A 14,552-nucleotide genomic window follows, 5' to 3' on the forward strand; every position below is an offset into this window, starting at 1 on the left:
GCACGCCCGGTGACCCGTCAGCCGTCTGCCGATCGGGTGAAATAGGCAGCATTCCACCCGTTTGCACCTTTTGTCGTATAGATACATGCTGTGAGCCTGGAAGAACTCATGGTGACTGTCCCCTCACCCAGGAGAACCTCATGATCCTGTCCATCTCGGGCGTCGTGCTGCTCGGCATCATCGTCTTCTTGTTCTTCCGCAAGGACGGCCTGAAGGCCTCGCACGCACTGGTATGCGCCCTCTTCGGTTTCTACCTGGCGGGCACGGCCATCGCCCCGAGCATCAAGGCAGGCGGCGCGAGCCTCGCCAGCCTGCTCGGCGGGATCAAGTTCTGACGGCTCACCCAACCGCACCCACCCTCAGGAGACCGACGTGGCCAGGCGCCCTCTCCCCCGCATTCTGAGCAACGGCAGCGCCTCGATCGCCCGGAGCCGGGAAATGGCACGGACGGCCGCCGACGGCGCCACCGACGTTCTCCATCCCCTCATCACGATCACCCGTGGCCTGCGCCGGCTGGCAGCCGCCGGACGGCGCAAGGTCGTGGACACCCCGAAGGACCGGCGCGGACCGCTGCTGTTCCTGGTGGCGGCCGTGATCCTGGTCGTGGTCTTCCTTCCGTACGGGCCACTGCTGGCATTCATCTCCCTGATGGCGGCGGCCGCGTGGAAGGGGCGCGACCCCAAGCAGCCGTCGGAGCCGGAAGGCCCCGACGAGTCACAGGTCCAGCGGTTGTCCGCGCTCTACGAAGCACTCGTCCCGTACTTCTCCGTCGCCGAGGACCCCAGTCCCCTGTATGCCCACGGCGGCGAGTGGGAGAAGGCGTTCGACACCTACGACTTCGACGGCGACGGCCGCTTCGACCGGCTCTCGATCCGCTACCCCGCCTACTTCACCGACGGGGAGGCCGAGTCCCGCGCCCGCATCGAGCAGCTGCTCAACGCCAAGCTCGGCCGCGGCCGCGAGTACCACTTCGGGTGGGACGAGGAGGACAACCACCTGACCGTGACGGTCCTCGAACCGCTGCCCACCGACATCGCCGCCCAGCGTTTCGTCACGTCCCCCGGCGAGACGGTGCTCGGCTTCACCGACGGGACCGGCGTACAGCGCACCCTCCCGGTGGTGGACGGCGAGGAGCAGCGGGACGTACCGCCCGTGGTGTGGCGCACCGGCATCCGCTCCACCGAGCCGCATCTGCTGATCGCCGGCCAGCCCGGCAGCGGCACGACCTCACTGATGCGCTCCATCGCGCTCCAGGCCCTGCAGCACGGCGACGTCCTCATCGTCGAGGGCAGCGGCACCGGCGACTACGCCTGTCTGGTCGGGCGGACCGGCGTCCTCGCCGTGGAGTGCGGGCTCGCGGGCGCCCTGGCCAGTCTCGAATGGGCCGCGCACGAGACCGAGCGGCGGCTGATCTCGGCGAACCGGGCGCGGCAGGCCGGGCATCCGATGCCGGACGACATCAAACGCCCGCTGTGGGTCCTGCTCGACCGGCCCACCGCGTTCGGGCACCTCGCGGCGGCGGACGGCCGCACCGATCCGCAGACCCTGCTGCAGGTCCCGCTGCGGCACGGGCGCGCGGCGGGCGTGACGGTCGTGGTGGCGGAACAGTTCGACAGCCTCGACGCCCTCATGGAGCCGGTCCGTCAGCACACCCGCGCGCGCGTGGTGCTCGGTCCGGCCACGCCCGCGGAGCTCCAGTACGTCCTCGGCGTCCTGCCCCCGACGACGCCCACCACCGAGGTCCCGCCGGGCCGCGGCTATGCCCGGCTGGGCACCGGGCGGGTCCACCGCCTCCAGGTGCCGGCCACTCCCGACCCGCACGACGAGGCGACGAGCGAGGCGCACCGGCAGGCGGTCGTCGCGCTGCTGCCGGACCGCGCCGCACCCGCCGACGCCGCTGACACCACCGATGCCCCTGAAGTCCCTGCCGCCGCTGCTGCCCCTGAGTCCTCTGATGTCTCTGATGCACCGGCCGTCGAGGCGATCCCCGACGAGGCCGAGGCGCTCGCCGAGCGGTAGCCGGCTGCGGCGATGACTACAGCTACAGCTGTCAGGCGATCAGGGTGCGCGGTACGTCCCCGCCCGCATCCTGCCGCGCGCCCACGAGCCGGGCGGCCGCCGCGAGCCGCGCCGCCGCCTCGTCGGCCACGGCACCGCCCACGGTGAACGGCAGCCGCACGTACCCCTCGAAGGCCCCGTCGACGCCGAACCGCGGCCCCGACGGCACCCGCACCCCCACCCGCTCGCCGGCTTCGGCCAGCCGTGAGCCCGACAGTCCGCCCGCCTTCACCCACAGGGTCAGGCCGCCGTCGGGCACGGCGAACTCCCAGTCGGGCAGCTCGCGGCGGACCGCCGCGACCAGCGCGTCCCGGTTCTCCAAGGCCTGCTCCCGGCGCACCTGCACGGCCGCCTCCCAGCCCCCGGTGCTCAGCAGCCAGTTCACGGCCAGTTGTTCCAGCACCGGCGTGCCCAGGTCCGCGTAGGCGCGCGCGGCGACCAGGCTGCGGATCACATCCGGAGCGGCCCGTACCCAGCCGATCCGCATCCCCGCCCAGAACGCCTTGCTCGCCGAGCCGACGGTGACGACGGTCGAGCCGCCGGGATCGAACGCGCAGACCCGGCGCGGCATCACGTGATCCGGGTCGAAGTGCAGCTCAGTCATGGTCTCGTCGACGACGAGCACCGTGCCGGCCGAGCGCGCGGCGTCGACCAGCGAACGGCGCTGCTCCTCGTCGGCGAGGGCCCCGGTCGGATTGTGGAAGTCGGCGACGACGTACGCGAGCCGGGGCGCGGCGTCGCGCAGCACCTGCCGCCAGCGGTCGAGGTCCCAGCCCGTCAGGCCGTCGGCCATGGCGACGGGGACGAGCCGCAGACCCGCCTCGCGCATCAGCTGGAGGATGTTGGCGTAACTGGGCGACTCGACGGCGACGCGTTCGCCGCGGCCCGCGAAGAGGTGGCAGATCGCGTCGATGGCGCCCATCGCGCCGGTCGTGACCATGATCTGCTCGGGCATGGTCGGGATGCCGTGCGCGGTGTAGCGCTCGGCGATCATCGTGCGCAGCGCGGGCAGGCCCGCCGGGTAGTCGCCGTGCGTGTGGGCGTACGGCGGAAGCTCCTCGAGGGCGCCCTGGACGGCGCGGGTCAGCCAGGGTTCGGGGGCGGGCAGGGCCGCCGTGCCGAGGTCGATCATCGAGCCGAGCGCTTCGGGCGGCAGGGGTTCGAGGCCCCGCGCGGGAAGCGGATTGCCCGCGGGGACTGCGGTCCAGCTGCCCGCTCCCCGGCGGGACTCCAGGAACCCCTCGCCGCGCAGGGCCTCGTAGGCCGCCGCGACCGTCGTGCGGCTCACCGAGAGCGCCTGCGCCAGTTCGCGCTCGGCGGGAAGCCGGGTGGCCACCGGAACGCGGCCTTCCAGGACGAGCAGCCGGACGCCGTCGGCGAGGGCGCGGTAGGCGGGCGGGCGGCGGGCGCCGGACGCCGCGGGGCGCGACTGCTGCGAGGTGAGCAGCCGGGCGAGCTGGGCGGAGCCGATCGCCGAAGTCCACTGGGCCATGCAGACCAGTCCACCTTTCCGGAATTGGCCATGGCTGGCGCTTGTTTCCGAGCCACAGAGTGTCACGTGCCAGTCCACCATCACCACTTCACCCACCACTCCACCTCTGGGGGGACCTGTTGTCCGCGTCGACGTCCACACCGTCCGGCGGCTCCGCCGTCCGCCGGCTCGTCCAGCTCTACGTGGGCCTGGCCCTGTACGGCGCCAGCTCGGCGCTGCTCGTGGAGGCCGGGCTCGGCCTGGAACCGTGGGGCGTGCTGCACCAGGGGCTCGCCGAGCGGACGGACATCTCCATCGGCGTCGTGTCGATCATCGTGGGCGCGATCGTGCTGCTCCTGTGGATCCCGCTGCGCCAGCGTCCCGGCCTCGGCACGGTCTCGAACGTCTTCGTCGTCGGGCTCGCCATGGACGGCACCCTCGCCGTCGTGCCGGACGTGCACGCCTACGGGGTGCGCGTTCCGCTGATGGCCGCCGCGATCGTGCTCAACGGGATCGCGACCGGCCTCTACATAGCGGCGAGGTTCGGTCCCGGCCCGCGCGACGGCCTCATGACCGGCCTGCACCGGCGCACCGGCCGCTCGCTGCGCCTGATGCGCACGGCCGTCGAGGTCGCGGTCGTGGCCACCGGATTCCTGCTGGGCGGCACGATCGGCGCGGGCACGGTCCTGTACGCCCTCGCCATCGGGCCGCTGGCCCAGTTCTTCCTGCGGGTCTTCGCCGTCCCCGCGTCGCCCGCGGGCTCGACCGCGGTCGCCGGCGCGTCACCGCGGCGGGCGATACTGCGTCGGTGACCGAGCCCGTACGCCACCCCTACCTCGACCATCCCGGGCCGCTCGCCCTCGCCCATCGCGGCGGGGCGGCGGACGGCCTGGAGAACACCGTCGCCGCGTTCCGCCGCGCCGTCGACCTCGGCTACCGGTACATCGAGACCGACGTGCACGCGACGGCCGACGGGAAGCTCGTCGCGTTCCACGACGCGACGCTCGACCGGATCACGGACGGCAGCGGCCGGATCGCCGACCTCCCCTGGGAGGACGTACGCCACGCGCGCGTCGCGGGCAGCGAACCGGTACCGCTCTTCGAGGAGATGCTGGAGACCTTCCCCGACGTGCGCTGGAACGTGGACGTCAAGGCGGAGCCCGCGCTGCGCCCCCTCCTCGATCTGATGCGCCGCACGCGCGCGTGGGACCGCGTCTGCGTCGGCTCGTTCTCGGAGGCGCGCGTTGCCCGGGCCCAGGCACTCGCGGGCCCGCACCTCGCCACGTCGTACGGAACCAAGGGCGTGCTCGGACTCCGCCTGAGGTCCTACGGGGTGCCGGCCGCGCTGCGCCGCTCGGCCGTGTGCGCCCAGGTGCCCGTGGCGCGGTCCGGGATCCGCGTCGTCGACCGCCGCTTCGTCCGGGCCGCCCACGCGCGCGGGGTGCAGGTCCACGTCTGGACCGTCAACGACGAGGACGAGATGCGACGGCTTCTCGATCTCGGGGTCGATGGCATAGTTTCCGATCACATCGAGACGCTGCGAGACGTCCTCAAGGACAGGGGAACCTGGGCCTGAGGGCCGGTCCGCGGCGCCGGACCACGGGGAACACAAGGGGACACGGGTGGGCACCGAGACCGCGCCGGAGACGGCGACCGGGGCGAGCGCCCTCGCCGACCGCAAGCGCGAGCAGCGCGGCTGGTACTTCTACGACTGGGCCTGTTCGGTCTATTCGACGAGCGTCCTGACCGTCTTCCTCGGCCCCTACCTGACCTCGGTCGCGAAGGCGGCGGCCGACGCGGACGGCTTCGTGCATCCGCTCGGCATACCGGTCCGCGCGGGTTCCTTCTTCGCGTACACGGTCTCGCTGTCGGTGATCCTGTCGCTCTTCGTGATGCCGCTGGCGGGAGCGGCCGCCGACCGTACGGGCCGCAAGAAGCCGCTTCTCGCGATCGCCGCTTATGTGGGCGCGGCGGCGACGGCAGGCATGTTCTTCCTGGAAGGCGAGCGCTATTTGCTCGGCGGCGCGCTTCTGGTAGTCGCGAATTCCTCGCTGGCCGTCTCGATGGTGCTCTACAACTCCTACTTGCCGCAGATCGCACCTGTGGAGGAGCGCGACGCGGTCTCCTCGCGCGGCTGGGCCTTCGGGTACGCGTCGGGCGCTCTCGTACTCCTGGCCAACCTGTGGCTGTACACGTCCCACGACACCTTCGGTGTCTCGGAGTCGACAGCGGTGCGGATCTGTCTGGCCTCGGCGGGCGTGTGGTGGGGCGCGTTCACCATGGTGCCCCTACGTCGTCTGCGTGACCGGCGCTCGACGCGGACGGCGTCCGCCACGGCGCCGGGCCTGCGCCACTTCGTGGCCACCGTGAAGGACATGCGCCGCTATCCGCTGACACTCTCCTTCCTGCTGGCCTACCTCGTCTACAACGACGGCGTGCAGACGGTGATCTCACAGGCGTCCGTCTATGGCTCCGAGGAACTGGGATTGGAGCAGTCGGCGCTCATCGTGGCGGTCCTGCTCGTGCAGATCCTGGCGGTGGCCGGGGCCCTCGCGATGGGCCGGCTGGCCCGCGCGTACGGCGCCAAGCGCACGATCCTGGGTTCCCTCGTGGCCTGGACGGTGACGATCGCGGCGGGCTTCTTCCTGCCCGCGGGTTCCCCCAAATGGTTCTTCGCGCTCGCGGTCGGCATCGGCCTCGTCCTCGGGGGTACCCAGGCACTGTCACGGTCACTGTTCTCGCATCTCGTGCCGGCCGGGAAGGAGGCGGAGTATTTCTCCGCGTACGAGATGAGCGACCGGGGCATGAGCTGGTTGGGGCCCCTGGTGTTCGGGCTCGCGTACCAGCTGACCGGGAGCTATCGGGACGCGATCGTGTCCCTGGTGGTGTTCTTCCTGATCGGTTTTGTCCTGCTCGCACGGGTTCCCGTGGGGCAGGCGGTGCGCGACGCGGGGAACCCCGTACCGACCCGGATTTAGCACCTGAAGGCAAAGGCCGGTAGTGTACGCGGTTGGCCTGCTCAGGCGTACCGTTACTGCACGTCAAGACTGCAAAACGCTAGGTGACAACTGGCGTCAGATGTGACAAACCGGGCGTCGGTGGGTACAACAAGGGGCGGCTACGACGGCGACGCATGGCCCGGAACGGGAATCTTTACCGCCGACCGGACGTTGACCGGATGACGACGACAGCGACACCTGTCCTGTGGGCGACAAGCCCGGGAGGCACGATTCATGAGTGAGCGAGCTCTTCGCGGTACACGCCTCGTAGTGACGAGCTATGAGACGGACCGCGGTATCGACCTGGCTCCGCGCCAGGCCGTGGAGTACGCATGCGAGAAGGGACATCGCTTTGAGATGCCCTTCTCGGTGGAGGCCGAAATTCCGCCGGAGTGGGAGTGCAAGGTCTGCGGGGCCCAGGCACTCCTCGTGGACGGTGACGGCCCTGAGGAGAAGAAGGCGAAGCCGGCCCGTACGCACTGGGACATGCTGATGGAGCGGCGCACCCGCGAGGAGCTCGAAGAGGTCCTCGAGGAGCGTCTGGCCGTCCTGCGTTCGGGCGCGATGAACATCGCGGTCCACCCGAGGGACAGCCGCAAGTCGGCCTGACCCGACGGAGCTCGGCGATACGTGAAACGGCTGTGGGCCGGACGCACCTGGTGCGTCCGGCCCACAGCCGTTTTCTCCTACGCGCTCACGCTCAGGAAGGCATGATCGGCGGGCGCGGGTCCGAGTCGTCCCGGTGACCGCGCGGGCCCTCGTCCTCCCTGACGACCTCGCCCTGGATCACGGTGCTGCCGGACTGCTTCATACGGGCCTGCTGGAACGCGCCGCCGAAGGCGCCCTGCGTGGCCACGCTCATCTTCCGCTCGATGGCGCGCTCCGTGTACCGGCTCAGGGCCGCCCGGAGCGGCGGGACGAGCAGCAGCAGGCCGAAGGCGTCCGAGACGAGGCCCGGGATCATCAGAAGCAGGCCTGCGAGCATCAGCAGCCCGTTGCCCTGCGAGCGCTGTTCACCCGCTTCGACGGCGCCCGGCTGCTGCTGCCGCTGGATCGTCTCGCTGAGGTTCTGGAAGGCGCGGCGCCCGGCCGCCTTGATCACGACGGCACCGAGGACGAAGGCGGCCGCCAGGAGCAGGAACAGCGTGAAGCCGCCGACCGCTCCCGCCACCACCGTGAGCAGCCAGATCTCCAGGACCACCCAGGCGGCGACGCCGAGCGGCAGGAACGTGCGGAGCCGGGAGCGCCGGGCTCCCGCGGGCTGGTTACGGGGCGGAGTGCCAGTGGTCATGCCCCCAGTGTGCCTGGGGACACGTCCGAGTGGCGTAAGCGAGGGATCACGGTCGTCAGGGGCGGATCCGGGGGCGCGCCCGGGAGCCGCCGTGACGCGCTCTCAGGGTCTGTCTCAGGGGCTCTCGGGGGTGCGGCCGAGGATCTTGCCCACCCGCTCCCCCACGCCCCACGTGGTGACCCTCCAGAGGGCCTCCACGACGATGTCCTTGCTCATCTTGGAGTCGCCCAGCTCGCGCTCGACGAAGGTGATGGGGACCTCGACCACGTGGTAGCCGGCCTTCACCGCACGGCGCGCGAGATCGACCTGGAAGCAGTACCCCTGCGAGGCGACCTCGGCCAGGCCGAGGCCTTCGAGGGTCTCGCGGCGGAAGGCGCGGAAGCCGCCGGTCACGTCGCGGATGGGGACGTCCAGCAGGAAGCGTGAGTACGTGGAGCCGCCGCGGGAGAGGAACTCGCGGGACTTGGGCCAGTTCACGACGCGGCCACCGGGCACCCAGCGCGAACCGAGCACGAGGTCGGCGCCCTTCAGCGCGGTGAGCAGCCGCGGCAGCTCCTCCGGCTGGTGGGATCCGTCGGCGTCCATCTCGATCAGGACGCCGTAGCCGTGCTCCATGCCCCAGGCGAAGCCCGCGAGGTACGCGGCGCCCAGGCCTTCCTTGCCGGTGCGGTGCAGGACGTGGACCTGCTCGTCGGCCGCGGCCAGCTCGTCGGCGAGCTTGCCCGTGCCGTCGGGGCTGTTGTCGTCGGCGACCAGGACGTGCGCCGCGGGCACCGCCGCGCGCACGCGCCCGACGATGGCCGTGATGTTCTCCGCCTCGTCATAGGTCGGGATGATCACCAAGGTCGTACCCAGAGGGCCGAACTTGCGCCCGCCGCCGTCGCTCACAGCTTCCCCTTAGAACTTCCGTGCACAGGGGACCACCATATCGAGCGGCGATGATCAGGCCGACACTGCGGATCGGGGCCGGACGTCCTTCGGGCCGACCTGGGGCCCGCTGGCTGCGGGTCGACCGAAAGCCGTTGTCTACTGAACGCCCGGGCCCCACCCGGGTCGCACCTCGCCGACCGGCCGGAACGTTCCGGCGCCCCGTGGCGCGGGCGCCGGGCTGCGTTCTACGACTGCCTGGATCTGCCCGGTCGTACGAAAGGTGGTGGACCCGGCCGAACCTACCCGCCGACCGCCGCGGTCTGTCAACAGCCGTTTGACCTGGGCCTCTTCACGAAGTCCCCTGGTCAGGGCGGAGGATACGCAGGTCGTACGGGACCGCGCGGAGCCGGGATCCGGTGCGCGCCGCCCCGGTATCTCACTCGTCCGGCCCTACGAAGACCGTCTGTCCGAAGACCACCGTCCGCAGGCAGACGGGGAGTTGGGCGCCCGGCGAGAGGTCCGGCAGGCCCGGCGTGCCGGAGCGCGGGTCCGTGGACCAGCGGGCCACCCGGTCGTCCGGGGCCTGCACGAGAAGCTCGTCGGTGCGCCATACGGCGTAGTCCGCGGGGGCACCGGGCACCAGGATCCCCGCGTCGTCACGGCCGACGGCGCGCCAGCCCCCGCGCGTGTGGGCGGTGAAGGCGGCGCGTACGGAGACCCGGTGTTCGGGCGTGCGGTGGTGGGCGGCCGCGCGGATGGTGCCCCACGGGTCGAGCGGGGTGACCGGACTGTCGGAGCCGAAGGCGAGCGGGACACCGGCCCGCAGCAGGGCCGCGAACGGGTTGAGGGTGCGCGCCCGTTCGGCGCCGAGGCGGTCGGCGTACATGCCGTCCTCGCCGCCCCACAGTGCGTCGAAGGCGGGTTGTACGGAAGCGGTGAGCCCGAACTCGGCGAAGGCGGCGATCGTTTGGGGGCTCAGCATCTCGGCGTGTTCGACGCGGTGCCGGGCGCCGCGCACGCGCGCGAGGCCGACCTTCTCCGCGGCGGCGCGCAGCCCGTCGGCGACCGCGGTGACGGCGGCGTCGCCGATCGCGTGGAAACCGGCCTGGAGGCCGGCCTCGGTGCAGGCGACGACGTGCGCGGCGACGTCCTGGGCGGTCAGGTAGGCGGTCCCGGTGTGGGCCGCGTCCGTGTAGGGCGCGTGCAGGCAGGCGGTGTGCGAGCCGAGGGCGCCGTCCACGAAGAGGTCGCCCGCGGCGCCGAGTGCGCCGAGTGCGCGGACCCGCTCGATGTCGCGGTCGGCCCAGTAACCGGCGACGCGCGGGCCCGGCTCGGAGCGGGCGAGGTCGAGCAGCCCGGTGAAGTCGTCCTCGGAGGAGATGTCCGGGCCGCCGCACTCGTGGACCGAGCCGATGCCGAGGGAGGCCGCGTGCCGCAGGGCCGCGCGCTGGGCCTCGGTGCGCTGTTGCGGCCCCACCGCGCCGAGGGCTGCGGCGCGTACCGCGTGGTGGGCGTCGCGCGTCAGGGGCTCGTCCGGCGCGTATCCGGTCCGGCCGGTGACGCCGGGGACCAGGTCGAGCAGGGCGGTGCTGACGACGGCGGAGTGCACGTCGATCCGGGAGAGGTAGAGGGGTCGGCCGCCGGTCGCCTCGTCGAGTTCGGCGCGAGAGGGCGGCCGGTCGTCGGGCCAGCGGGCCGCGTCCCAGCCGTGGCCGAGCAGGACCCGGTCGGCGGGGCGGGCCGCGGCGTGTTCCCGTACGAGGGTGAGGGCTTCGGCGCGGGAGCGGGCGGCCGTGAGGTCGAGTCCGGTGAGCGCGAGGCCGGTCGAGGTGGTGTGCACGTGGGCGTCGGTGAACGCCGGGGTGACCAGGGCGCCGTCGAGGTCGACGACCTCGTCCACGCCGTCGGCGAACGCGTCCGCCGCACCTTCCGAACCGACCCACGCGACGTGTCCGGCCTCCACGACCATGGCGGTGGCGAAGGGGTCGGCGGGGCTGTGGACCTCGCCGCGTCGCAGGAGGACGGTGCGGGTGCTGGGGGGCGTGCTCATGGGGGACAGTCTCCCGCGCCGGGTGCTCCGCACGGCCGCCGGGGTCCCTTTTGTCGGGACTCCCTCAGATGCGCGGGGGCCGTGCCTCGTAGGGCGTCGAGAGGACCACCGTCGTGCGGGTCGAGACGCCGGCCAGGGACCGCACCCGCGCCAGCAGGTTCTCCAGTTCGTGGGGGGTCTCCACGCGCACCTTGAGGATGTAGTTCTCCTCGCCGGCCACGCTGTGGCACGCCTCGATCTCGGGGACTCCCGCGAGGCGTTCCGCGATGTCGTCGGGGGCGCTCGGGTCGAACGGCTTCACCGAGATGAACGCGGTGAGCGGCAGTCCCACCGCCTCGGAGTCGACGACCGCGGCGTACCCGCGGATCACACCGCGCTGTTCGAGGCGGCGCACCCGCTGGTGCACGGCCGACGTGGACAGACCCGTGGCCTTGCCCAGGTCGGTGTAGCTCATCCGCCCGTCCTTGACGAGCAGCTGCACGATCTGTCGGTCGAGCTCCTCCATGCGGCTGAACCTACAGGGCCCGTGATCGCCCCGGATACCTGAGCGACGCGAGAGCGGCCCGGGACGGCTGTTTCGCCTACCTCTCCACCGGCACCCGCAATCGGCATGTGACGAACGCCACACCCCTCGGGCCGTGTCCAGACGCATGACGCGGTTACCTCGCGCGCGGGACGGGAAGTGCTTGCTGTGGTCGGGCCGCGGCTCCTGGTCGGCCCACCCGAGGGGGAGATTCCCATGCAGAGTGTGAAGCGTTCCGGACGCCCTGCCACGCGCACCCGCAAGCAGACGGTCGTCGAGCCCCAGCCGGAGGGCGTCGAACCCGACGCCTTCGACGGGGACAGCACCGACGGATACGACGCGTACGACACGTTCGAGATGTACCGGGTGCTCTGCCCGGACTGTGCGCAGCCCATCGCGCTGCTGGCGGACGAGGACGTCCTGCCCGAGCACGCGCTGTGCGCGTCGCCGTGGAATCCGTTCGGACTCACCGTCTGCGCGGGGACCGGGCGCGCGGCCGCCGAGGCGAAGCCCGCCGACGAGGTGACGGGCACTCAGGAGCAGGACACCGCCCTGCTGTTGACGCTGCCGCAGGGCCTCGACTGGCGCACCCAGCCGTTCTCGCACGTGGGCGGCCCCGCGTCGCGCCCCCTGCGGGTCCCCCTCCAGACGGACCGCAGGGCCGCCTGACCTACCCCGGACACCCCGGGCGATTCCAGTAACTGCCCTGCACCATGGCCCGCAGGCTGCCGTGGTGCAGGATCAGCATGTCCGGATCGGCGGGCACGGTGACCTCGCCGAAGTGGACCTGGCGGTAGGCGACGCGGAGCATCACGACGGCGTGCCGCAGCGCCGCGTACAGCGTGTAGAAGTCCATGTCGCGCGGTGTGCGGCCGGTGAGTTGGGCGTAGCGCGCCTCGATCCGGTCGCGGCGCAGGAAGTCCGGCAGGCCGCGCTGGCCGAAGCTTTCGGTGAGGTCCTGGAAGAAGCGGTGCAGATAGACCGTCCAGCCGAGGTCCACCTCGCGCGGGGCGAGCGCCGCCATCTCCCAGTCGAGCACCGCCGCAGGTGCGAAACCGTCGTAGACGATGTTGCCGATACGGGCGTCGCCCCAGTTCAGGACGGCGTCGCCCTCGTCACCCGGCCACAGCGACTCCAGGCGGTCGAAGGCGCTCTCGATGAGGGGCGAGCGCGGGAGGCCGTCCACCACCCAGGCGTAGTAGGCGCGTTGGGACCGGACGTGCCGGCGCAGCGGGCTGCCCTCTCCCGGCAGCGCGAGGAAGTCCGCCTCGGCCGGGGGCACTTCGTCGTGCAGCCGGGCCAGCAGTCGTAGGGTCGCGTCCTCCAGTCGCGCGCGCTCCTCGTCCGTGGCAGCGTGCAGCCAGTTCCCCTCGTACGTGTAGGGCATGACGTCGGGCGGCACCCGGCCGGCGACGCGTTCCATCACGAAGAAGGGCGCGCCGAGCGGCCCCGAGTCCTCCTCCAGCCACAGCACGCGCGGCACCGGCAGACCGGTGCGTTCGGCGGCGAGCCGCATCGTGCGGTACTGGCGCGGCATGTCGTACACCGGGAAGATCGTGTACGCCGACGGATCCGCGGCCAGCCTCAACGCACAGGCGCGCATGGGTGGTTCGGGGTGTGCGATGTCGAAGAGGAGGGTCTCGCTGGACATGCCGTTGGACGCGGGGACGGTGACGTTCACCGCCTTCGCGCCGGGCAGCCGGCGGTCCAGCCAGACCGTGAGCCGCCGGGTGATCTCCTCGGGTTCGCGCGTGGACGTGCGGGGGCGCGGTGCTGTCGCCATGGCCGGACTCCCTTTCCGTACCGGGGTGATCAGGGGCGCGCGGGTGCCACGGAGTCGAAGCCGGTGAAGCCGCTCGGGTCGTGGCGGCCGAAGCTGCCGTGCTCGAAGATGCCGTGGCCGACCTGCCCGTCGAGGGTGAAGCGGGCGGCGTGGTCGAGGACGCCGTAGGCGGCCAGGGGGTGGGCCGCGGGGTCGGCGAGGTCGTAGGCGCGACGATCGGTCCAGTCGCGTCCGCGCCAGGTGCCGTGCTGCCAGTCGTCGGCCGGTGGATAGCCGGCGCCGACGGCGAGGGGCGAGGAGGCGAGGATCTCCACGCCCAGTTCGAGGGGCTTGCCGTCCGTCGGGTCGGTGAGCCGGACGACGGCGCTCTGCGGGTGGCGGGTGCCGGGGCGGTAGGTGATGTCGGTGCGGGGCCAGCCGAGTTGGCGGTCACGGTGGCCCGCACGGACGAGGGTCGCGTCGTTCAGGGTGCGGTGGCCGTCGGCGTCCTCCTGTGTGACGACCATCAGGAAGCGGTCGTCGAAGCGGACCGGTGCCCAGATCCAGTGGAAGCCCTCGGTGGGGTGTTCCTCGGCGAGCCGGCCGCCCTCCTCCCCCGGCACGGGCCGCACGCCCCAGCTGCGGTCGCGGGTCCCGGTCCAGCCGCGGATCTCGACCTCGCGGCCGCCGATCCGCAGCCATCCGTCGCACCGCCCGGCCTGCACGAAGCGCTTGCCCTCCAGCGTGAGCCGGGCGCCGCGGCGCTGGGTGTGGTGCGGCTCCCACAGCGCCGGGAAATCGGCGTGCCAGGCGATCTCGTACGAGAGTCCGCCGGGGTCGTCCGGGTCGGCGGCACCGGTCAGGACGAAGTCCTTCAGCGGGCGCTCGACCAGAATCCGCAGCGGTCCGACCTCCATCCGCGTCCGGCTCTCGTCGCTCAGCGCGTCCGAGGCGCGGACGGCGTGCAGGGTGTCGCCGACGCGCAGGGTGGCGTAGGCGTCGATCACGCCGAGGTTGGGGTAGACGCCGAGGCCGAGGATGAGCAGGAACCGGCCCTCGGAGTCGAGGAGATGGAAGATGCACCGGTCATAGGCGTTCCGGTCGCCGGTGGCGACGTGCTTCATCGACAGCGGCACCTGGTGGATCGGATACTCGTCGAACGCGACGGGGCGGTCGTCCTCGGCCACGGCAGTCCTCCTGGAGGCACGGCAGTTGACGTCGCCCGGAGGGATACGACCTGCCGACGCCGAATTTGACGGTACGTCAGCTCATCGGTGGAGACCAGATGTTCGACCCGTCGGACCCGGGCGCACGGTTATGCCGCGAACTGACGCCCGATTACGCCCCTGGGTGACCTGCTCCGCCGCCGTACGTTGATCTGGCATGACCCCGACGCAGACACCGGCCCCCGCGCCCACCGGCCGTCGCAGGCGCGTCCTCGTTCCTGTCCCCGCAGAATCGGTTCACCAGCCGCATCAGGCACTTCACGCACGACAGCCACAGCAGACGCAGCAGCCACAGCAGGTGT

At 71.9% G+C, this 14,552-nt stretch carries 14 protein-coding genes; 7 read left to right on the forward strand and 7 right to left on the reverse strand.

The window, feature by feature from the left end; translation table 11 throughout:
- Positions 1 to 140 precede the first annotated feature (140 nt).
- Together AB0J02_RS30135 and AB0J02_RS30140 are read left to right on the forward strand one after the other, a co-directional pair.
- A complete protein-coding gene (locus AB0J02_RS30135) occupies positions 141 to 335 on the forward strand; it encodes a hypothetical protein (protein WP_018534760.1) in 195 nt (64 codons plus the stop codon).
- 37 nt (positions 336 to 372) lie between these two features.
- The gene (locus AB0J02_RS30140) at positions 373 to 2,019 is read left to right on the forward strand and encodes a hypothetical protein (RefSeq protein WP_363196965.1); all 1,647 of its coding nucleotides are present in this window, start codon (positions 373 to 375) and stop codon (positions 2,017 to 2,019) included.
- A 31-nt stretch (positions 2,020 to 2,050) separates the two neighbouring features.
- Here the strand turns inward: AB0J02_RS30140 and AB0J02_RS30145 are convergent, their stop codons facing one another.
- Positions 2,051 to 3,550 (reverse strand): PLP-dependent aminotransferase family protein, encoded by a 1,500-nt coding sequence (locus tag AB0J02_RS30145; RefSeq protein WP_363196966.1) that lies wholly within the window; start codon positions 3,548 to 3,550, stop codon positions 2,051 to 2,053.
- Between the two features lie 119 nt (positions 3,551 to 3,669).
- Between AB0J02_RS30145 and AB0J02_RS30150 the strand changes: the two genes are divergently transcribed.
- From AB0J02_RS30150 to AB0J02_RS30165, 4 genes are all read left to right on the forward strand, one after another.
- Entirely contained in the window at positions 3,670 to 4,341 is a 672-nt protein-coding gene (locus tag AB0J02_RS30150; protein WP_363196967.1) for a hypothetical protein, read from the forward strand.
- Positions 4,338 to 5,105, forward strand: coding sequence for a glycerophosphodiester phosphodiesterase (locus AB0J02_RS30155; RefSeq protein ID WP_363196968.1), 768 nt, complete (start codon positions 4,338 to 4,340; stop codon positions 5,103 to 5,105). Before AB0J02_RS30150 ends, AB0J02_RS30155 begins: the two co-directional genes overlap by 4 nt.
- Positions 5,106 to 5,151: 46 nt before the next feature.
- A complete protein-coding gene (locus AB0J02_RS30160) occupies positions 5,152 to 6,507 on the forward strand; it encodes an MFS transporter (RefSeq protein ID WP_363196969.1) in 1,356 nt (451 codons plus the stop codon).
- A 255-nt stretch (positions 6,508 to 6,762) separates the two neighbouring features.
- A complete protein-coding gene (locus AB0J02_RS30165; RefSeq protein ID WP_003977404.1) occupies positions 6,763 to 7,137 on the forward strand; it encodes an RNA polymerase-binding protein RbpA in 375 nt (124 codons plus the stop codon).
- Between the two features lie 91 nt (positions 7,138 to 7,228).
- Here the strand turns inward: AB0J02_RS30165 and fxsA are convergent, their stop codons facing one another.
- From fxsA to AB0J02_RS30185, 4 genes are all read right to left on the reverse strand, one after another.
- The gene (fxsA, locus tag AB0J02_RS30170; protein WP_363196970.1) at positions 7,229 to 7,819 is read right to left on the reverse strand and encodes an FxsA family membrane protein; all 591 of its coding nucleotides are present in this window, start codon (positions 7,817 to 7,819) and stop codon (positions 7,229 to 7,231) included.
- A gap of 114 nt (positions 7,820 to 7,933) precedes the next feature.
- Positions 7,934 to 8,707: a polyprenol monophosphomannose synthase gene (locus AB0J02_RS30175; protein WP_363196971.1), complete on the reverse strand. Its 774-nt coding sequence runs from the start codon at positions 8,705 to 8,707 to the stop codon at positions 7,934 to 7,936.
- A gap of 418 nt (positions 8,708 to 9,125) precedes the next feature.
- Entirely contained in the window at positions 9,126 to 10,739 is a 1,614-nt protein-coding gene (locus AB0J02_RS30180) for an amidohydrolase (protein WP_363196972.1), read from the reverse strand.
- Positions 10,740 to 10,803: 64 nt separating this feature from the next.
- Positions 10,804 to 11,244: an Lrp/AsnC family transcriptional regulator gene (locus AB0J02_RS30185; RefSeq protein WP_363196973.1), complete on the reverse strand. Its 441-nt coding sequence runs from the start codon at positions 11,242 to 11,244 to the stop codon at positions 10,804 to 10,806.
- Positions 11,245 to 11,478: 234 nt separating this feature from the next.
- Between AB0J02_RS30185 and AB0J02_RS30190 the strand changes: the two genes are divergently transcribed.
- Complete coding sequence (locus AB0J02_RS30190) at positions 11,479 to 11,931, forward strand: hypothetical protein (RefSeq protein ID WP_363196974.1); 453 nt, start codon at positions 11,479 to 11,481, stop codon at positions 11,929 to 11,931.
- Between the two features lies 1 nt (position 11,932).
- Here the strand turns inward: AB0J02_RS30190 and AB0J02_RS30195 are convergent, their stop codons facing one another.
- Together AB0J02_RS30195 and AB0J02_RS30200 are read right to left on the reverse strand one after the other, a co-directional pair.
- Complete coding sequence (locus tag AB0J02_RS30195; RefSeq protein ID WP_363196975.1) at positions 11,933 to 13,045, reverse strand: phosphotransferase family protein; 1,113 nt, start codon at positions 13,043 to 13,045, stop codon at positions 11,933 to 11,935.
- Between the two features lie 29 nt (positions 13,046 to 13,074).
- The gene (locus AB0J02_RS30200; RefSeq protein ID WP_363196976.1) at positions 13,075 to 14,211 is read right to left on the reverse strand and encodes a hypothetical protein; all 1,137 of its coding nucleotides are present in this window, start codon (positions 14,209 to 14,211) and stop codon (positions 13,075 to 13,077) included.
- Between the last annotated feature and the right edge of the window lie 341 nt (positions 14,212 to 14,552).

Origin of the sequence: Streptomyces sp. NPDC050264, assembly GCF_040655895.1 — a bacterium.
In the GTDB taxonomy this organism is placed as follows: Bacteria; Actinomycetota; Actinomycetes; order Streptomycetales; family Streptomycetaceae; genus Streptomyces.